This is a genomic window from Streptomyces sp. NPDC104313 (assembly GCF_055583985.1).
In genome coordinates, this window is record NZ_JBVJMW010000014.1 from 71184 (window position 1) to 88920 (window position 17737).

Annotated in this window: 14 protein-coding genes; 2 read left to right on the forward strand and 12 right to left on the reverse strand. The window is 71.8% G+C overall.

Annotated features, from left to right (window positions below):
• The first annotated feature begins 124 nt into the window (after positions 1–124).
• The gene (locus ACZ60Q_RS28130; RefSeq protein ID WP_018957087.1) at positions 125–358 is read left to right on the forward strand and encodes a DUF7455 domain-containing protein; all 234 of its coding nucleotides are present in this window, start codon (positions 125–127) and stop codon (positions 356–358) included.
• A 153-nt stretch (positions 359–511) separates the two neighbouring features.
• Here the strand turns inward: ACZ60Q_RS28130 and ACZ60Q_RS28135 are convergent, their stop codons facing one another.
• The 7 genes from ACZ60Q_RS28135 to ACZ60Q_RS28165 all read right to left on the reverse strand — a co-directional run bounded on the left by ACZ60Q_RS28135 (position 512) and on the right by ACZ60Q_RS28165 (position 11303).
• On the reverse strand, positions 512–1342 hold the full coding sequence (locus ACZ60Q_RS28135; RefSeq protein ID WP_469640108.1) for a S1 family peptidase: 831 nt from the start codon (positions 1340–1342) through the stop codon (positions 512–514).
• Positions 1343–1494: 152 nt separating this feature from the next.
• Complete coding sequence (locus ACZ60Q_RS28140) at positions 1495–3039, reverse strand: RNA polymerase sigma factor (protein ID WP_469640110.1); 1545 nt, start codon at positions 3037–3039, stop codon at positions 1495–1497.
• A gap of 323 nt (positions 3040–3362) precedes the next feature.
• A complete protein-coding gene (locus tag ACZ60Q_RS28145) occupies positions 3363–4229 on the reverse strand; it encodes a FadR/GntR family transcriptional regulator (protein ID WP_469640260.1) in 867 nt (288 codons plus the stop codon).
• A 180-nt stretch (positions 4230–4409) separates the two neighbouring features.
• Entirely contained in the window at positions 4410–6146 is a 1737-nt protein-coding gene (locus ACZ60Q_RS28150) for an ATP-binding cassette domain-containing protein (RefSeq protein WP_469640261.1), read from the reverse strand.
• Between the two features lie 144 nt (positions 6147–6290).
• Positions 6291–7049: an NUDIX hydrolase gene (locus ACZ60Q_RS28155; protein ID WP_030080101.1), complete on the reverse strand. Its 759-nt coding sequence runs from the start codon at positions 7047–7049 to the stop codon at positions 6291–6293.
• 186 nt (positions 7050–7235) lie between these two features.
• Entirely contained in the window at positions 7236–8615 is a 1380-nt protein-coding gene (locus tag ACZ60Q_RS28160; protein ID WP_469640112.1) for a DUF4192 domain-containing protein, read from the reverse strand.
• Positions 8616–9143: 528 nt separating this feature from the next.
• Complete coding sequence (locus tag ACZ60Q_RS28165) at positions 9144–11303, reverse strand: RecQ family ATP-dependent DNA helicase (protein ID WP_469640114.1); 2160 nt, start codon at positions 11301–11303, stop codon at positions 9144–9146.
• A gap of 305 nt (positions 11304–11608) precedes the next feature.
• Between ACZ60Q_RS28165 and ACZ60Q_RS28170 the strand changes: the two genes are divergently transcribed.
• Positions 11609–12250, forward strand: a complete 642-nt coding sequence (locus tag ACZ60Q_RS28170; protein WP_469640116.1) for a hypothetical protein — start codon at positions 11609–11611, stop codon at positions 12248–12250.
• A gap of 113 nt (positions 12251–12363) precedes the next feature.
• Here the strand turns inward: ACZ60Q_RS28170 and ACZ60Q_RS28175 are convergent, their stop codons facing one another.
• The 5 genes from ACZ60Q_RS28175 to ACZ60Q_RS28195 form a co-directional block, all read right to left on the reverse strand.
• On the reverse strand, positions 12364–13017 hold the full coding sequence (locus tag ACZ60Q_RS28175) for a hypothetical protein (RefSeq protein ID WP_469640118.1): 654 nt from the start codon (positions 13015–13017) through the stop codon (positions 12364–12366).
• A 62-nt stretch (positions 13018–13079) separates the two neighbouring features.
• Positions 13080–13790, reverse strand: a complete 711-nt coding sequence (locus ACZ60Q_RS28180; RefSeq protein WP_469640120.1) for a ribonuclease HII — start codon at positions 13788–13790, stop codon at positions 13080–13082.
• Positions 13791–13970: 180 nt separating this feature from the next.
• A complete protein-coding gene (locus ACZ60Q_RS28185) occupies positions 13971–15776 on the reverse strand; it encodes a DUF4153 domain-containing protein (protein WP_469640122.1) in 1806 nt (601 codons plus the stop codon).
• A gap of 226 nt (positions 15777–16002) precedes the next feature.
• Complete coding sequence (locus ACZ60Q_RS28190; RefSeq protein ID WP_469640124.1) at positions 16003–16911, reverse strand: ADP-ribosylglycohydrolase family protein; 909 nt, start codon at positions 16909–16911, stop codon at positions 16003–16005.
• Between the two features lie 12 nt (positions 16912–16923).
• Positions 16924–17583 carry a histidine phosphatase family protein gene (locus ACZ60Q_RS28195; protein ID WP_469640126.1) on the reverse strand — a complete coding sequence of 220 codons (660 nt, stop codon included), beginning with the start codon at positions 17581–17583 and terminating at the stop codon, positions 16924–16926.
• Between the last annotated feature and the right edge of the window lie 154 nt (positions 17584–17737).

Genomic DNA, 17737 nt, shown 5'->3' on the forward strand with positions numbered 1-17737 from the left:
CCAACCGGCAACAGACAGCCACACTGAGAAGAAGTTTCGAAGAAAAGCCACGAGCGGGAACGTTTTCGGCCTGGTTGGATGTTGACCCTGGTACGACAGCTCGTCGAGCTAGAGAAGAGGCGACGTGACTACTGTTCTGACCCCCGCGAGCCCGCTGACCGCAGCAGACCGCTGTGACCGTTGCGGCGCCCAGGCATATCTGCGCGTCGTCCTGATCAGCGGCGGTGAACTGCTCTTCTGCGCCCACCACGGGCGCAAGTTCGAGCCGGAACTCAAGAAGATCGCCGCGGAAATACAGGATGAGACGGATCGGCTCACCGCCGTGCAGACGGCTGCTGCCGACGAGGAACAACACTGATACCTCGCATCCACGACGAGCCAGGGGCCGGTTCATGACCGGCCGACGGGCGGCTCCCCCATCGGGGGAGCCGCCCGTTCTCGTCAGCGGCCGCGAGGATCGCGTACGCACACGCCGAGGGGATTCACCTCCGACATCGGGCCCCGGCACGGGTCAGAGGCGGCCCTCGGCCCATTCCAGCGCGGTGGAGACCCGTGTGTACACCCCGGGGCTGCCAGCGCGCCCGCAGCCGCTGCCCCAGGACACCAGGCCGATGAGCCGCCCGTGGGCCACCAGCGGCCCGCCGCTGTCGCCCTGGCACGCATCCCTGCCACCCTCCGGATCGCCCGCACAGAGCATCGCCGAGGCCCTGTACGTGCCCTCCTGGCCGCCCGGGTAGGCCCGCGCGCAGTCACTGTCCGGCAGGACCTGCACCCGCGCGGAACGCAGCACGGAGGAGTACGCGCCGCTGCCCGTCGTGTCGCCCCACCCGTAGACGGCCGCCGCGGTCCCGGCCCGGTAGGCGGCGTCCCCACCCTTGGCGGTCGGGATGACGCTGCCCTTCGGCATCGCGACGGACAGGGTCAGCACCGCGAGGTCGCCCGCGTTGGAGGCGGGGTCGTACGCGGGGTTCACCCAGATGCCCCGGACCGGGATCTCCTGACCGCCGGAGTCACTCAGCCGCTCCCGCCCGGCGATGACTCGCAGGTCCTTCACCCGCTCCGCCGGTCCACCGAGCGCCTCGTCACTCAGACAGTGGGCGGCCGTCAGGATCTTCGTGGGCGCCACGGCGACGCCGCCGCAGAACTGTCCCGAGCGCGCCCCTCCGAACCGGTCCCGGCTCGACAGCGCCACGACCCAGGGGCTGTCCGCCACCGGGGCGGGCTGTCCGCCGACGATGATGCTGTCCGCGCTCGCCGCGGAGGGCGAGGCGAGGGGCACCGCGGTCGCGGCGGCGGTCAGGGCGAGCACCCCGGTCAGGGCGCGGACGACGGAACGGGGCATGGAGGCTCCTGACGCTGAGGCGGTAACGGTCCACCCAGCGTGATCCAGCCGGTCACCGTCCGCACCCGAGGACACGCCGGAGGGCCCGGATCCCCTGGGGGGTCCGGGCCCTCGGCCGGTGAATCTTCCGCGACCCAGTCGCTTTCCGCGATCTAGTCGAGGTAGTCCCGCAGCACCTGCGAGCGCGACGGGTGACGAAGCTTCGACATCGTCTTCGACTCGATCTGACGGATGCGCTCACGCGTCACGCCGTAGACCTTGCCGATCTCGTCGAGCGTCTTCGGCTGGCCGTCGGTGAGACCGAAGCGCATAGAGACCACGCCGGCCTCACGCTCGGAGAGCGTGTCGAGCACGGAGTGGAGCTGCTCCTGGAGGAGCGTGAAGCTGACCGCGTCCGCCGGGACGACGGCCTCGGAGTCCTCGATCAGGTCACCGAACTCGCTGTCGCCGTCCTCACCGAGCGGGGTGTGGAGGGAGATCGGCTCGCGACCGTACTTCTGGACCTCGATGACCTTCTCGGGGGTCATGTCGAGTTCCTTGGCCAGCTCCTCCGGGGTGGGCTCGCGGCCCAGGTCCTGGAGCATCTGGCGCTGCACGCGCGCGAGCTTGTTGATGACCTCGACCATGTGCACCGGGATACGGATGGTGCGGGCCTGGTCGGCCATCGCGCGGGTGATCGCCTGACGGATCCACCAGGTGGCGTACGTGGAGAACTTGTAGCCCTTGGTGTAGTCGAACTTCTCGACCGCGCGGATCAGGCCGAGGTTGCCCTCCTGGATCAGGTCCAGGAAGAGCATGCCGCGACCGGTGTAGCGCTTGGCCAGAGAGACCACCAGACGGAGGTTGGCCTCCAGGAGGTGGTTCTTGGCCCGCCGGCCGTCCTCGGCGATGATCTCCAGCTCGCGCTTGAGCTTCGGCGCGAGCTTGTCGGCGTTCGCGAGCTTGTCCTCGGCGAAGAGACCGGCCTCGATGCGCTTGGCGAGCTCGACCTCCTGCTCGGCGTTGAGGAGGGGAACCTTGCCGATCTGCTTCAGATAGTCCTTGACCGGGTCGGCGGTGGCGCCGGCGACGGCGACCTGCTGTGCAGGCGCGTCGTCCTCGTCGTCGTCGGAGAGGACGAAGCCCTTGTTCTCGCCTTCACCCTCCTCTTCCTCGCCCTTGCCGGCCTTGACTTCCTCGGCTGCCTCGTCGCCGTCGAGGAGCTCGTCGTCCTTGCCGGACTTCTTCGCCGCGGTCTTCTTGGCCGCCGTCTTCTTGGCTGCCGTCTTCTTGGCCGTGGTCTTCTTGGCTGCCGTCTTCTTGGCGGGAGCGGCCGCGACGGCGTCGTCGGCCACCGCGTCCGCACTCTCGACCGCCGGGGCTGCGGCGGCCGCGACGGTCCTGGTCACGGTGGTCTTCGCCGTGACGGTCTTGGTGGCGGTGCGCTTGACCGGGCTCTTCGCTGCGACGCTCTTGCGGGCGCGCTTCGGCGACTCCGCGGCACTGACCATCAGCGTCACACCCTCTTCCTCGAGGATCTGGTTGAGGCTGCGCAGAACGTTCTTCCACTGGGTTGGCGGAATCTGGTCAGCCTCGAAGGCCCGACGCACGTCATCGCCGGCGATCTGCCCATCAGCCTTTCCCCGCTCGATGAGCGCCATCACAGACTCGGACTCGGCGATCTCCGGCGGGAGCGTACGGGATGTGCTGGCCGACACGAACAACCTCTCGGAACGATGGAAACGGCTTCCGGCCCCGCCCTGGAGAGGGCTGGAACCGACGACCGTCGACTGGGGATGTCGCCGACGGCGCGGGTTTGGCCTCAGAACTGCACAGCGCACCCAAGGGTTGCTGTATTCCTTCCGCGACGCTCACCTCTTAAGTCATCGCGCTGCTTCGAGGAGTGTTACGGCCAATCCGCGTGGCCCGAGTCACACCCCATACGCGACGAAATGGTCCAAGGGTGCCATCCCCCCACAATTGTGCCGCCGGACCCGTGCGGTCCGGCGGCACCGGGCCCACGCACCCGACCGCGCCCCGGTCAGTGCTCGCGCGGCGAGGGAACCACACGCTCGACGTCGTGGTGGACGACGAGCAGTTGACGCATGGCCGTCTCGGCGGCCCCGGCGTCGCCGGAGGCCAGGGCGTCGGCGATGCGCGCGTGGTGGGCGAGCGAGGTCTCACCCGGACGGTCGCAGCCGGTGACCGGGCCGCCGGAGACATGAAGAGCGGCCGAGACGATGCCGGAAAGGTGTTCGAGCATCCGGTTGCCCGCCGCCTGGATGAGCAGGGCGTGGAACTCCGCGTCGGCACGGGAGAAGGTGATCGCGTCCCCCTGCCCCATCGCGTGCCCCATGATTTCCACCATGTCGCCGAGCCGCTGCTGAATGTCGTCCCGGCCGTGCCCGGCCGCGAGGCGGGCCGCGAGCGGTTCGATGGTCCAGCGGAGCTCGGCCAGCTCACGGCGCTGGTCGTCACGCTGCGGACCGAAGGCCCGCCATTCGATGATGTCGGGATCCAGGAGGTTCCAGTCGCTGACCGGGCGGACCCTCGTACCCACGTTGGGGCGCGCGCTGACCAGCCCCTTGGCCTCGAGGACACGCAGAGATTCACGTACGACGGTGCGGGACACCTCGAACCGCTGGCCGATCTCTTCGGGAACGAGGGGGCGGTCCGCGCCGAGGTCACCGGAGACGATCATCTGGCCGAGTTGCTGGACGAGTTGGCCGTGGAGACCGCGCCCCCGGCTGGCCGACCCCCGTCGGCTCGCCCGTCCCAGCTCGGAATCGGAACCGCCCCAGGCCCTGGAGGCGGCACGCTCGCCGGCCGGCGCCTCCGTATAGGGATAGCGGTCGAGTTCGCCCGAGCCGGCCAGGCCGGAATCGGCGGTGCGGGCGGCGGTCATCATGGTGTGCGCAAGGGTACTCACGCATCCTTTGTCGGCGCGGCTCACCCGCCCCTTGAGGTCTTTGGTGAAAAGCACACGAAAGGGTGATCGGCGCTCGCTCCGCAATTGACGACATATCCCTACAAACCGGCTATTTCGTAGGGAGTTGTGAACCCTGCCCTCGATTCGGGGCGACGGCGATCACCAACGCACCTTTCCCCGAAGGCTGGTGAACAGATACGCGCAGATCAGAGCTGACAACGACAGGGCGAGTGCGCTGCCGACGGGCTGCGCCACCACTCGCGCGACGGCCAGGACCCAGTGGTCCGCCTCCTGCGGCAACTGCCACCCGGCCAGTTCACGCAGCCGGCCCGGGAGCCCTGCGACCGAACGCGCGGACGGCGCCGCGAAGAGCTTCTGCACCAGCGGAACGACGAGCACCGGAACCGCCAGTACCGCGGCGATCCCCGCCCCGGCCACCCGGAAGACACCGGCGGCCAGCAGCCCGGCCCAGGCACAGCCGACCGTCAACCCGGCCCAACTCGCACCGAGCGCGGCGGCGTTCGAGGGGACCTCGATCAAGTCCGGTCCGTACACGAGCCGGAGGCTCTGCGCTCCGCACACCACGGCGAGGCCCGCGAGCAGCAGAGCGAAGCTCGCGGTCACGGTGAGCTTGGCCAGCAGCAGACCGAGCCGCCGGGGCACGGTGCCGCGAGCGGCGGCGAGCGCCGGATAGCGGAACTCGTCCCCGAAGGACAGCGCCCCGAGCAGGCCCGCGCCGAGCGCGGCGGGAGGGAGCGGCAGCAGAGCGGGCCACGCGGCGAGCACGCGGGGCAGCGCGGTGCCGTCCGTACGCGCGAGCAGGACGGAGACCGCGGCCGACACCACCAGAACGGCCACCATGATCATGGCCGTTGTCCGGACGCCCAGAGAGCGTCGCAGCTCGTATCGGAGCGGGCGCAGGGGGCCTCGCGCGGGGCGCACCCGGATCGGGGGCGGCAGCTCGGACAGAGCGGCGGCCGAGCAGCCCCGCTCCTCGCCCCCGGCCTCCGCCTGGGCGGCCGGCCCGGTGTCGCCGATCTCGTCGGCGAGCCGGTGCACGGGGACGCCGTGCCGGTATGCGGTGTCGCCGATCTCCGCGCAGCTGCTGCCGTACACCGTCAGCCGGCCGCTCGCCTCCTCGACCACTTCGACGGAGCGCCGCGCGGCTCGTGCCTCCCGGCTGACCACCGCCGCCAGCCGGGCCGCGTGCGGGGTGCGGACGGCGACCCTGGCCCGGAGCCGGGTGCGGGCGAAGTCGGAGACGTCCTGGTCGGCGACGAGGCGCCCGCCGCCGATGGTGACGACGCGGTCGGCCGTGCGGGCCGCTTCCTTGGGGTCGCCCGTGGTGTAGAGGACCGTGCCGCCCTGGGCCGCGTGCGCACGCAACAGCCCGTACAGCCAGCTGTTCTCCCGCGGGGACAGCCCCTCCGCCGGTTCGTCCAGGATCAGGGTGTGGGGGTCCCCGAGCAGCGAGGAGGCGAGGCCGAGCCGGCGATCCATCCCCACCGAGAGGCTGCCCAGGCGCTGGTCTCCCAGCCCTGCGAGACCGACGACCTCGAGCACCTCGTCTGCTCGGGCGGCGGGCACACCGGCGGCCGCGCAGAGCATCCGGAGCTGCCCCCGGGCGGTCCGGGCGGGGTGACCCGGTACGTCGCCGAGCAGTACGCCCACTTCCCGTGCCGGGTGGGCGATGCGGTGCAGCGGCCGCCCCTTGAAGTAGGCGACGCCTCGCCCGGCGTCCAGTTCGAGCATCAGCCGCAGGGCCGTGGTCCTGCCCGAGCGGGGGGCGCCCAGCAAGGCCGTGACACGGCCGGGGGGAGCCTCGAAGGTCAGATCGTTCACGGCGGGCGGAGCGTCGCGACGGGGGGTGCTGGTGAGTCCGATGGCCTGGAGCATCGCTTCTCTCACGTCTCTCGCGGAAGGTGAGACCGCTCGGCGGCAGAGGGTACCGCAGCAACATAACGCGACATTTCAGACTTTTGGCGCAGGGGTGGCTCGACAGGCGTTCCGCGGGGCCATCGCAGCGGAACGCCCGGTGGCTCAGACCTCGGGTCGCAGCATCGGTGGATTGAGCACCGTGGCCGCCCCGGCCCGGAACAACTGCGCGGGCCGACCGCCCTGCCGCGTGGTCGTCCCGCCGGAAGGCACCAGGAATCCGGGCGTTCCGGTGACCTTGCGGTGGAAGTTACGGGGATCGAGGACCACGCCCCACACCGCTTCGTACACCCGGCGCAACTCGCCGACCGTGAATTCCGGCGGGCAGAACGCCGTGGCCAGCGAGGAGTACTCGATCTTGGAGCGGGCGCGCTCCACGCCGTCGGCCAGGATCCGCGCATGGTCGAAGGCCAGCGGCGCCGCCTGCTCGCCCTCTCGCCCGGTGCCGGGGTGCAGCAGATCCTCGACCGGCGCCCAGCGCGCACTGTTGGCATCGCCACCCGCCCGGGGCGCGGGCAGGTCCGGCGCGAGGGCGAGGTGGGCGACGCTGACCACCCGCATCCGAGGGTCGCGCGCCGGATCTCCGTACGTGGCCAACTGCTCCAGATGCGCCCCGTTGCCCACGGCCGGTTTCGCCGGGTCGTGGGCGCAGAGGCCGGTTTCCTCGACGAGTTCACGCGCTGCCGCGGACCCCAGGTCCTCGTCCATCCTGACGAAGCCACCGGGCAGCGCCCATCTGCCCTGGAACGGGGTCTCTCCTCGGCGGACGACCAGCGCGCAGAGCGCGTGACGGCGCACCGTGAGCACGACCAGGTCGACGGTGACAGCGAAGGGCGGGAAGGTCGACGGGTCGTAGGGCGGCATGTCGTCATCATAGTCGTCTGCCTGACGATAAACACGCTCTCCGGGCAGGCTCGTGATAGGTCGGGGTGCCACGACTTCGGATTCGTGGCGATCCGTCAGGTCGGCAGGCCGGATTCCGGACGGTCGGCAGGACCCGACGGTCGGCAGACCGGACGTGACCCGCCGATCCCTCGGCTCGTGCCCGGGTCACCGCCGCGTCCTGCTGCCGCGTCGCCCGTACCGCCGGGCCTCGCGCGAGCGTCGCCCGGCCACCGAGGTCCAGGGACGGATCGAACCGGGCGACGCCTTCACCCGCTCCGCACCCGGGCGCCTGTGAGCGCACCCTCGCCGCCGGCCCCCGTCGGACAGCGGGCGGGCCTTGCGGACGCGCAGCGGGGTGGCGCCCCGGTCGGTGGCGATGTCCATCACCGCCTCCACGGCCCGGGCGGCGGGGCTCGTCCCCTCGTCTGCGGCCTCGCGCAAGCAACGGCGCAGGGCCTCCGGGTCGAGCCCTTCGTTGCAGGCCCGGTGCAGCAGCTGGGCGAACGTGTAGCCGGGATCGGCGCGCAGCGCCAGGGTCAGGGCGACCCGTGCGCCCGGCTCATCGCCCGTGGACCAGGAGACCCAGCCCGCCAGGGTGAGCGGAGCGGCGGCGTGCTCCCCGTACGGGCCGACGCAGCGCCGGGCCAGCGTCCGCCACAGCCTCACGGCCGCTTGTGCTTCCGCACCCTCCATCCAGGCGGCGGCCTTGTCCCGGGTCTCCCGGTCCTGGAGCCCGAGAATGACGGCCGCGGCCTCGTCGGAGCCGATCAACCGGTCGTCCCCGGCGTCCGAGAGCGCGGGCGGCGCGGGCTCTGTCTCCTCGATGCGGTCCATGAGTGTGCGCGCCAGCCGGAGAGTCTCCGCCGCGACCTCCCCCCGGGCCCGCTCGTCGAGGAGCCTCGGGATCAGCGCCGGTCCGGCCCTGTCCAGGGCCTCCTCCTGCGCGGTCACGGCGGACGGGGTCCGCCAGGGCTGGAGCCGCGCCTCCATGTCGCGCAGCGTGCCCCGCACATGCACGCCGGCGTAGGCGGCGGCCGCGGCCATCACCGTGGTGCCGGGCATGGCCAGGGGATTTCCCTGGTCGGGGCAGCATCGGGGGTCGGGACAACAGTAGGACCAGTAACGGCCGTCGGAGATGCAGAGCGCCTCGAGGACGGGAACGTCGAGCGCTCCGCACGCCGTGCGCAGGCGTTGCGCGAAAGGCCTGAGCCGCTCCATGGTCAGCCTGCCGCCCGCCCCGTCCGGAGAGTCCTGACACAGGAAGATCACGATGGCGTCCGGCCGTCCTTCACGGCGCTCGCTCCCCGACACCAGGCACTCCGCCAACTGGTCCGCGACCGGCCCCCATTCGCCGGGAGCCTGCGGAATTCCGAGGCGGAGACGGCCGCCGAACCGGCCCCGGCCGCCGTGCAGGGCGACCATCACGACGCTGTCGTTGGGATAGAAGCCCATCAGATACGGGAGGGCGTCGGCGAGCTCGGCGGGTCCGCGCAGGGTGATCTGCTGCTCCGCGGCCGGGCCGGTGGATTCATGGTGCTTGTTCATGCCTTGACGGTCCCGCAGCCCGCCCCGTCCCGCGACCCCTGTGGATAACGTTATCCACAGGGGTCGTCCCTGTCGTTCGGGGCTCGATATCGTGCCGTGTCCAGCGCACAACGGCGTCGTGGGGCGGAAGCTGGAATCGGTGGAGATCTCCAACGGTGCGGGGTGCACGGGCGAGGGGAGCCGGTACGCGTGAACCGCGGTGACGCGGCTGAGAAGCCTTCCCCCCACCGGGGGCGCGTACGTGCGTATGGACAGAAGGGCTACCGGGCAGTCCGGGGCGAAGCATGGCGCGTTCTTGCCGGGTCACCCGAATGCCGCACTCCCTCCGGCGAGGAGGCTCGCTGTCCGGAGCGCAGCAGGAAAGAGCATGTTTCGCTTCTCATTCTGACGACTTTGAGGCCGCCCACGCAGAAGAAGCGTTCCGCTCGGCGTGCGCCGGCGGCAGTTGCCGTGCGGCTTACTCAAGGAGGCGCGGCCTTCAGCATGGCCATGGGCGGACCCCTCACCGGCCGGACAGCACGTCGCGAGCTATCCCCCCACGGCCAGGACGAGCGGGAGCACCTGATCGGCACCGGCCTGGCGCAGCAGACGCGCGCCCACAGCGAGGGTCCAGCCGGAGTCGGTGTAGTCGTCGACGAGCAGAACCGGTCCGTGGGCGTCGGCCAGCGCGGCGGAGAGATCGTCGGGCACCGTGAACGAGTCGGCCAGGGCGCGCAGCCGCTGGGCGGAGTTGCTGCGGTGCGCGGCGTGCTCGTCGGCATGCGGGGTGTAGGCCAGGCTGCCCAGGAGCGGCAGTCTCCCGACCCGGGCCACGCCCTCGGCCAGGGAGGTGACCAGCTGGGGGCGGGTACGTGACGGCACGACGACGATCCCCACGGGCCGTGCCACCGCATCGGGAGTTCCGCCGGCCCAGCCGCCCGGGGAGCGGGCCCAGTCCGCCAGCACCGTCACCACGGCGTTCAGTACGTCGTCCGGGACGGGCCCGTCCGCCGCCTGGGCCGACAGGAGCGGGCGCAGGCGGTTGCCCCAGCCGATGTCCGACAGCCTCCCCAGCGCGCGTCCCGTCATCGCCTGCTGCCCGGCGGGGATACGGCCCTTGAGGTCCATGCCGACCGAGGCGAGGCCCGTCGGCCACATCTTGCGGGGCTCGACCTCGACGCCCGGCCTGTCCAGCTCACCTGTAGCCGCCGAGAGTGCCGTGGAGGAGACGGCCGGGGCCAGCCAGGGGCCGGCGCAGTTGTCGCAGCGGCCGCACGGCACCGCCTTCTCGTCGTCGAGCTGTCGCTGCAAGAACTCCATACGGCACCCCGTGGTCGCCACGTAGTCCCGCATCGCCTGCTGCTCCGCCGCCCGCTGCTTCGCGACCCACGCGTACCGCTCCGCGTCGTACGCCCACGGCTGTCCCGTCGCGGTCCAGCCACCCTTCACACGCTTGACCGCACCATCCACGTCCAGGACCTTCAGCATCGTCTCCAGACGCGAGCGCCGAAGATCCACCAATGGCTCCAGCGCCGGCAGCGACAACGGACGGCCCGCCCGCTCCAGCACGTCCAGGGTGCGCCGCACCTGCTCCTCGGGCGGGAAGCCCACCGAGGCGAAATACGCCCAGATCGCCTCGTCCTCCTTGCCCGGAAGCAACAGGACATCGGCATGGTCCACGCCGCGCCCCGCACGCCCCACCTGCTGGTAGTAGGCGATCGGAGAGGAGGGTGATCCCAGGTGCACCACGAAGCCGAGGTCAGGCTTGTCGAAACCCATCCCCAACGCAGAGGTCGCCACCAGGGCCTTCACCCGATTCGCCAGCAGATCCTCCTCCGCCTGCAACCGGTCGGCGTTCTCCGTCTTCCCCGTGTACGAGGCCACCGGATATCCGCGCTGCCGCAGAAACGCCGCGACCTCCTCCGCCGCCGCCACCGTCAGCGTGTAAATGATCCCCGAACCCTGCAGATCCCCCAGCCGCTCCCCCAGCCACGCGAGCCGGTGCGCCGCATTCGGCAACTCCAGCACCCCCAGCCGGAGGCTCTCGCGGTCCAGCGGCCCCCGCAGCACCAACGCGTCCCCGCCCCCGGTGCCCAATTGCTCGGCCACGTCCGCGGTCACCCGCGCGTTGGCCGTGGCAGTGGTGGCGAGCACCGGCACTCCCGCCGGAAGCTCCGCGAGCATCGTGCGCAGCCGACGGTAGTCGGGCCGGAAATCATGGCCCCAGTCCGAAATACAGTGCGCCTCGTCAACCACCAGCAGGCCGGTCGTCGCCGCGAGTCTCGGCAGCACCTGATCACGGAAGTCCACGGAGTTGAGGCGCTCCGGGCTCACCAGGAGAACGTCGGTCTCGCCGCGCTCCACCTCCCCGTAGATCGTTTCCCATTCCTCAGGGTTGGCCGAGTTGATGGTGCGCGCCTGAATGCCTGCCCGGGCCGCCGACTCGACCTGGTTGCGCATCAACGCCAACAGCGGCGAGATGATCACTGTCGGCCCGGCTCCACGCCGACGCAACAGCGCGGTGGCCACGAAATACACGGCGGACTTCCCCCATCCCGTGCGCTGGACCACCAGCGCACGGCGACGCTCCTCCACCAGGGCCGCCACCGCCTGCCACTGATCCTCCCGCAGCCGCGCCGACCCTCCGGGCGCACCGACCAGCTCAGCGAGGATGGCGTCGGCTTCGGTGCGGAGCTCCAGGGTGTCCATGCCCCCATGCAACCCGATGGGACTGACAATCAGCGAATCCCCCCACCGCGACGGCGGTGTTTCCGCTGGTCCTCGCGATTCAGGGGTGCCGGAGGGAGTCATCCCGGGCGAGGATGGGCAGGGATATCAGTGCCATTCCGGCTGATTCCCGTCAGTCACAGCAATTGCTCGTTGCCGCCTGCCGGTAGGCCAGGGAGAATTGGAGCTGCCCCCGCACAGTTCCTCATCGGGCCCGGAAGGGCTGTGCCGCGGCGCGCCCTCATTCGACCCTGCCCGCATCGTGGGCGCGTAGCGAAGGGAGGACCGTGACCTTCGGATTCGCCCCGTCCACAGCCACTTCGACAGCGGCGTCCTCGGTTTCCGCAGACTCCGTCAACCGCCTTGCCCGGATGCTCGAACCAGCGGAGTGGGCCTCGGCGGGCATACCCCTGCTCCGGAATCCCCGGGAGGTCGTCAGCGGACTGCACTCCCGGCACCGACCGACTCCCGCCACCGCCGTGGTCGCGGTCCTCGATCATGAGGAGCGGCTCACCGCGAGCGCCTCGTTCGCCCGCCGGGCGACGGTGGCCGCGGACGGCTGGGAGTTCCGCAACGCCCTGCTGGCGCAGCTGCGGCGCGTCATCCCGCACGATCTGCGACGCCGCACTCCGGTCCGCACGGCCGTGCTTCTGTACTGCCGTGACGGCGACGAACGCTGGACCGAGGAGGACGGTGCGTGGATGTGGGGCCTCCGGGACGCCTGCACCCTGCACGGCCTCCGTTGCGGCGCCTACATCACGCTCACCCGCGGGGGCTGGCAGGTGCTCGGCGAGGGAAGGGGTGGGCGGCGGCCCAGTTCGCTTTCGGAGCCGGAGCCCCTGGCCGACGCCGTCGTCGAGCACCGGACCGCCCCGACGCGGTCGGGCGGCGGAGCGGCGGAGGCGCTGCGTCGCGCCGCGGCCCGCTGAGCGGGCGCGGCGTGTCTGCCGTGCGGGCGCCGGTCCGCCCCGGCCGCCCGGGCGGCCGGCGGTGGTGCTCCCGGCCGCCCGGGCGGGCGGCCGGGAGCACCGGTGGGGTGTGCTCAGACCCCGGCGCCGAGTGCGGAGTTGATCGTCTGCGGGTCTCCGCAGACGATCAGCAGGGCGGCGGCGCGGTCACGTGCGACGGGCAGGGTACGAGCCGCGGTCCGGTCCGCTTCGTCGTTGACGGCCACGACGACCACGGGCCGGGATGTGGCCCGGTCCGCCGCGGAGACATCGGCGAAGAAGACGTCGTCGCCCGCGTCGTGCTGTGCCCAGTAGGCGGCTTCGCCGAAGGACAGCTCGTGGGCGGCCCACGGGTGCTGTTCGCCGGTGGTGAGCACCAGGATGTCGCCCGGTGCACGACCGGAATCCAGCAGCAGGTCGACGGCTTCCTCGGCCGCGCCGAGCGCGCCGCCCGCCGTGGCCGGGATCAGCTGGATCTGCGGCGTGGAACGGCTCTCCGTCGGCTCCGGACGGGCGGGGGCCGCAGGGGCCGGTGCCGGAGCGGCGGGTGCCACGGGGGCGGGGTGGGTGCGCTGCGCCGGGGGCGCGGGGCGCGCGGGGCCGGGACCCGGACGGCCGGGACGCGGAGTGGCCGCGGAACGCGGACCGGGTACGGGACGGGGGGTCGGCGCGGTGCGGCCGGCGGCCGGAGTGACGCGGGGACCCTGGGCGCTCTCGGGAATCTGAGGCTCCTCGGAGATCAGAGGCATGAAGGTGGTCTGTGGCGGACGCCGATGACGTCGGCGTCGGTAAGAGGGGCGCGTGTGCGCGATCAGAATTCGAAGCCGAGCTGGCCCCCGCTTTCGAGTGCGGCCGCCTCGGCGGAAAAACGGACCTTCTTCAGGTGCTGCCACCGGGGCAGCGCGTCCAGATACGCCCAGGAGAGGCGGTGATGGGCCGTGGGCCCCCGCTCCTCCAGTGCGGCCCGGTGCACGGGCGAGGGATACCCCGCGTTGGCACCGAAGGCGAAGTCGGCGCAGTCCTCGGACGCGGCACCCAGCTCGGCCATCATCCGGTCACGGTGCACCTTGGCGATCACCGAGGCCGCCGCGACCGCGATACAGGACTGGTCGCCCTTGATCACGGTGCGGACCTTCCAGGGAACGCCCAGATAGTCGTGCTTGCCGTCGAGTATCACCGCGTCGGGCCGCACCGGCAGCCCCTCCAGGGCCCGCACGGCGGCGAGCCGGAGGGCGGCGGTCATTCCGAGGTCGTCGATCTCCTGCGGCGAGGCATCGCCCAGCGCGTAGGCGGTGACCCAGCTCCGCAGCACGGGAGCGAGCTCGGCGCGCCGCCGGGGAGTCAACAGCTTGGAATCGGTGAGGCCTTCGGGTGGTCGGCGCAGACCGGTGATCGCCGCGCACACGGTGACGGGTCCGGCCCACGCACCGCGTCCGACCTCATCGACACCGGCGACGGTCCTGGCACCGGTGGTAGCGCGAAGTGAGCGCTCGACGGTGTGCGTGGGTGGTTCGTACGGCATGGCGCCAGTCAGCCTACGCCGAGAGGCACGGCAGCAACACCCCGGGGCGCCGTACGTCCTGCGAATCAGTCGGCGGAGGCCGGCTCGAGGCCCCGCGGACCCCAGAACGCGTGGGCACGGGCCTTTCCGAACGCGTGAGCACGGGCCCCAAGAACCCGTGGGCTCACAGGGCCCGTCGGCTCAGTACGGGTCGTAGCCGTCGTCGTCCGGCTCGTATCCGTCCCGGGCCCCTTCTCTGCCCACGCTGGAGCAGTCACTCGCATCGCCCTTCACCGGGCGCTCCTCCAGGATCTCCCTCGCCCGCGCCGCTCCCCAGCTGGTCGCGTACCAGGGGGTGTCGGCGTCGAGGACCTCGTTCTGGATGATCCGCAGGGCACAGGAGCGTTCCGGTTCGGGCAGTCGGTCCAGGGCCGGTACGGCGTCGGCGGACAGGTCCTTGACGTAGTCGATGTCGATGTCGAGCGTCTCGCTGTCCTCGAAGCGCTGGACGTTCTGCGCCGCGATCAACCCGTCCGGTGAGAGCAGCCCGAAGGCCAGGACACCGGCCGCCGCGCTCACCGCGATGGCGCGGGGGAGGAACCGGGCCCCGAAGACGCCCGCCGCCAGGATCAGGATCACTACCACCCCGAGCCAGAGCTCCATCGCGGCCACCGATATCCGGAGCCTGGTCAGGCCGTACTCGTCGACGTACAGGTCCATGCGGCGCAGCGCGGACGCGACCACGACGAGGGTGAGCACGCAGAGGGGGCCGAGGACCGCCCGCACCAGGGTGCGGTCCCCGGTGCCGCCGCGCGGCGCCCAGCGCAGAGCCAGGGCGATCACCAGGAGGGTGAGCAGGGTGGCCCACAGCAGCTGCCAGAAGCCCTGTCGGGCGTAGTCGGCGTGGCTGAGTCCGGTCACGTCCCGCACCTTGTCGTACCCGCCGAAGAGCACGACGAGCTGGAGGGTGATGAACGCGGCGAAGAGCAGGTTGAGGACTATCAGCGGAAGGGCCCATTCGGCCCGCCCCCGGGGTTTGCCGGGCCGTACGGTGATCCCGTCCCAGCGCACCGGGGCGGCTGCGGCGTGCGCGGCGGCCAGCGCACCGGCCAGCCCGAGCACGAAGAGGAAGATCCGCCACGGTCCCTCGCCGACCGAGGCGTCGGGCATGAGGCTGCCCAGCAGTTCGGCGAACGCGGCGTCCGCGCTGGCGAAAAGCGTTCCGAACACCACCAGCAGCACGAGGGCCACGGCCGTGGTGCGCAGGGCTGCGCCCCAGCGTGCCCGGGAACCGTCGGCCCGTGCGCGTACCCCCCGCACACCCCAGATGATGCCGGGGACGACCGAGTCGAACAGCCCCAGCGAGCCGATCAGCACCCCCAGCCAGCTGCGGCTGCCGTGCAGCGCGAGCGAGCCGAGCGCGAAGGCGGACACCACGGCGAGGAAGGTGGGCCAGCCGGCGTCCCGGAGTGCCGGAACCGCGAGCAGCGCAAGCCCTCCCACGGCCCAGGTCGCAGTCCAGGGCCGTAGCCTGCGGCCCGCCGCCCGTGCGGCGAAGAACGCGGCCAGTGCGGCGGGCACGGCCACGATCAGGAGGTTCGCCCCGAGTCCATCGCCCAGGAAGAGCGCGCTCAGGAGAGCGGTGGCCAGGGCCGACCCGAGCACGGCGGGGCGGATCAGCGGCGGTGCGGGTGGCCGGAGCCGGGTCGTTCCGCCGTCGTCCTTGGTGGCGGGCGCCCCGGCGCCGTACTGCCAGGGGCTGCCCGCCGACCCGGTCTGTCGAGCCGCTTGGGCCCGTTGGCGGACGTCGGAGGCATGCGCCGGGGCAGGATCCCACGCCGCGGAGGGCCGCGCGGCATCGGCGGACCCCGCCGCGGACGGACCCGGTCGGTTCGCTGCCGGTGCGCCCGCCGCCTCGGAGGCCGCAGGCGGTTCCGGTGGCCGTGGCTCGCCGGCTTCCTTGGGATTCTCCGGCGGTCTGGACGCCTCGGGCGGCTGATCGGACATGGGACCCCTCCCCCACCGGGTCCACGCGCGGCCCTGGGCCGTACGCCTGTCCCGGCATCTCATTCGGCGCACGCCCTCAAGATCAACTAGGGGCGGCGTGGCCGAAAGAGTAATACCGAACCCGCGTTCGGGGACACGCAGAGTGATCCTGTGGCAGGACCGTGACAGAGGGCCGCACCCCGGTTCAGGGGCGGTCAGCGCGGGAGGCGATGTGGAACCGGGGCGGTCAGCGCGGCAGCCGGGTCAGCCACGCCGGCGGTTCCTCCGTCTGTGCCAGCCAGCCGGCCGGCGGCGCTCCGGCCGCGCCCGACGCGACGACACCACCGGCGATGGCACACGTCGTGTCGACGTCACCGCCCGCTTGGGCCGTGACCCAGAACGCCTGCTCGTAGTCCCCGAGGCTCCTGGCGGCCGACCAGAGCGCGAACGGCACGGTGTCGTGGGCGCTGGTCCGGCGGCCGTTGCCGAGGACCGCGGCGACAGTCCCGGCGTCCCGGTAGTCCAGCATGTCGCGGGCCCGGCGCAGCCCCGCGCCGACGGCGCTGCGGGGCACGAGCGCGATGACGCCGTCGAGGAGGTCCTCGGGGCTCGGTGGCCCGTCGGGGGCGGCGGCGAGCGACGCGGCGGCGGCCACGGCCATGGCTCCGACGACGGCCTCGCGGTGCTGATGCGTGGTGTACGAGGAGATCTCCGCCTGATGCGTGGCCTGCTCCGGATCATCCGCGTACCAGGCGCCGAGCGGGGCGATGCGCATCGCCGAACCGTTGCCCCAGGAGCCCTGGCCCTGGAACAGCGCCGAGGACAGTTCCCGCCAGTCGCCGCCCTCCCGTACGAGCCTGAGGAGCCGGTTGACTGCGGGGCCGTAGCCCCGGTCGAAGTCGTGGTGCTCGGCGAAGGAGTGGGCGAGCGCGTCCTGGTCGACGCGGCCGTGCGCGGTGAGCACGGCGAGGACCGAGCAGGCCATCTCGGTGTCGTCGGTCCACTGCCAGGGCCCGGGCGGCAGAGCGCGCTGTTTCAACAGGGGATAGTTGGCCGGTACGAAGAACTGGGAGCCCAGGGCGTCTCCCACGGACAGCCCACGCAGGCTGGCCAGGGCGCGTTCGAAGCGCCGCTCGGAAGCAGAATCAGCGGTCATCGCCCTGCCACTCTATCCGGTGCGGCCGTACGGCTCAGGGGTCCGCCAGCGCTGAAAGGGCCGGTCGAGGGTGTAACGGCCGTTCTCGCCCAGCAGCAGGGTCCGCGTCTCACCGTTGCCCGGGTTGGACAGCGACTCGAACTCCGCGACCGACCAGTGGAACCAGCGCATGCAGAACAGCCGCATCGTCAGCCCGTGGGTGACCAGCAGGACGTTCTCCGGGTGGTCCGGCTCCTCGAAGCTCCGGTGCAGGCTCTCCAGGAACGCCCCGACCCGGTCGTAGACGTCGGCGCCCGACTCGCCCTGGGCGAAACGGTAGAAGAAGTGCCCGTAGGCGTCCCGGTAGGCCTTCTGCAACCGTACGTCGTCCCGGTCCTGCCAGTTGCCCCAGTCCTGCTCGCGCAGCCGGGGTTCCTCGCGTACGCGCACGCGCGCCGGGTCGAGGTCGAAGGCCAGGAAGGTCTCGTGGGTGCGGCGGTAGGGCGAGACGTAGACGCTCACCCGTTCCTTGCCGAACTGCTCGCGCAGCCCCTCCCCGGTTTCCCGGGCCTGCCGCAGACCTGCGGCAGTGAGCCGGAGCGCGTGGTCGGGCTCCCGCTCGTACACCGTGTCGTCGGCGTTGCCCTCGGACTCTCCGTGCCGGGCGAGGACAATGCGCTGCGGTCGTGCCATGCCCCGAGCCTAAGGGCTTTCCCGCGATCCCTGGCGGGCGGACGACGACAGCCACGGCACTTCGCCGCGTTGCCGGAACGCCCGAATACATCCAGTACGCGGATGTCCCTCCGCCTTGCGATGCGCCGCATCTGACGCCGCGCGCGCTGATCCA

Coding starts and splice junctions, on each gene's coding strand:
- ACZ60Q_RS28135 (WP_469640108.1), bottom strand. CDS start 1,342: ATGCCCCGTTCCGTCGTCCGCGCCCTGACCGGGGTGCTCGCCCTGACC.
- ACZ60Q_RS28145 (WP_469640260.1), bottom strand. CDS start 4,229: ATGATGACCGCCGCCCGCACCGCCGATTCCGGCCTGGCCGGCTCGGGC.
- ACZ60Q_RS28150 (WP_469640261.1), bottom strand. CDS start 6,146: ATGCTCCAGGCCATCGGACTCACCAGCACCCCCCGTCGCGACGCTCCG.
- ACZ60Q_RS28155 (WP_030080101.1), bottom strand. CDS start 7,049: ATGCCGCCCTACGACCCGTCGACCTTCCCGCCCTTCGCTGTCACCGTC.
- ACZ60Q_RS28160 (WP_469640112.1), bottom strand. CDS start 8,615: ATGAACAAGCACCATGAATCCACCGGCCCGGCCGCGGAGCAGCAGATC.
- ACZ60Q_RS28165 (WP_469640114.1), bottom strand. CDS start 11,303: ATGGACACCCTGGAGCTCCGCACCGAAGCCGACGCCATCCTCGCTGAG.
- ACZ60Q_RS28175 (WP_469640118.1), bottom strand. CDS start 13,017: ATGCCTCTGATCTCCGAGGAGCCTCAGATTCCCGAGAGCGCCCAGGGT.
- ACZ60Q_RS28180 (WP_469640120.1), bottom strand. CDS start 13,790: ATGCCGTACGAACCACCCACGCACACCGTCGAGCGCTCACTTCGCGCT.
- ACZ60Q_RS28185 (WP_469640122.1), bottom strand. CDS start 15,776: ATGTCCGATCAGCCGCCCGAGGCGTCCAGACCGCCGGAGAATCCCAAG.
- ACZ60Q_RS28190 (WP_469640124.1), bottom strand. CDS start 16,911: ATGACCGCTGATTCTGCTTCCGAGCGGCGCTTCGAACGCGCCCTGGCC.
- ACZ60Q_RS28195 (WP_469640126.1), bottom strand. CDS start 17,583: ATGGCACGACCGCAGCGCATTGTCCTCGCCCGGCACGGAGAGTCCGAG.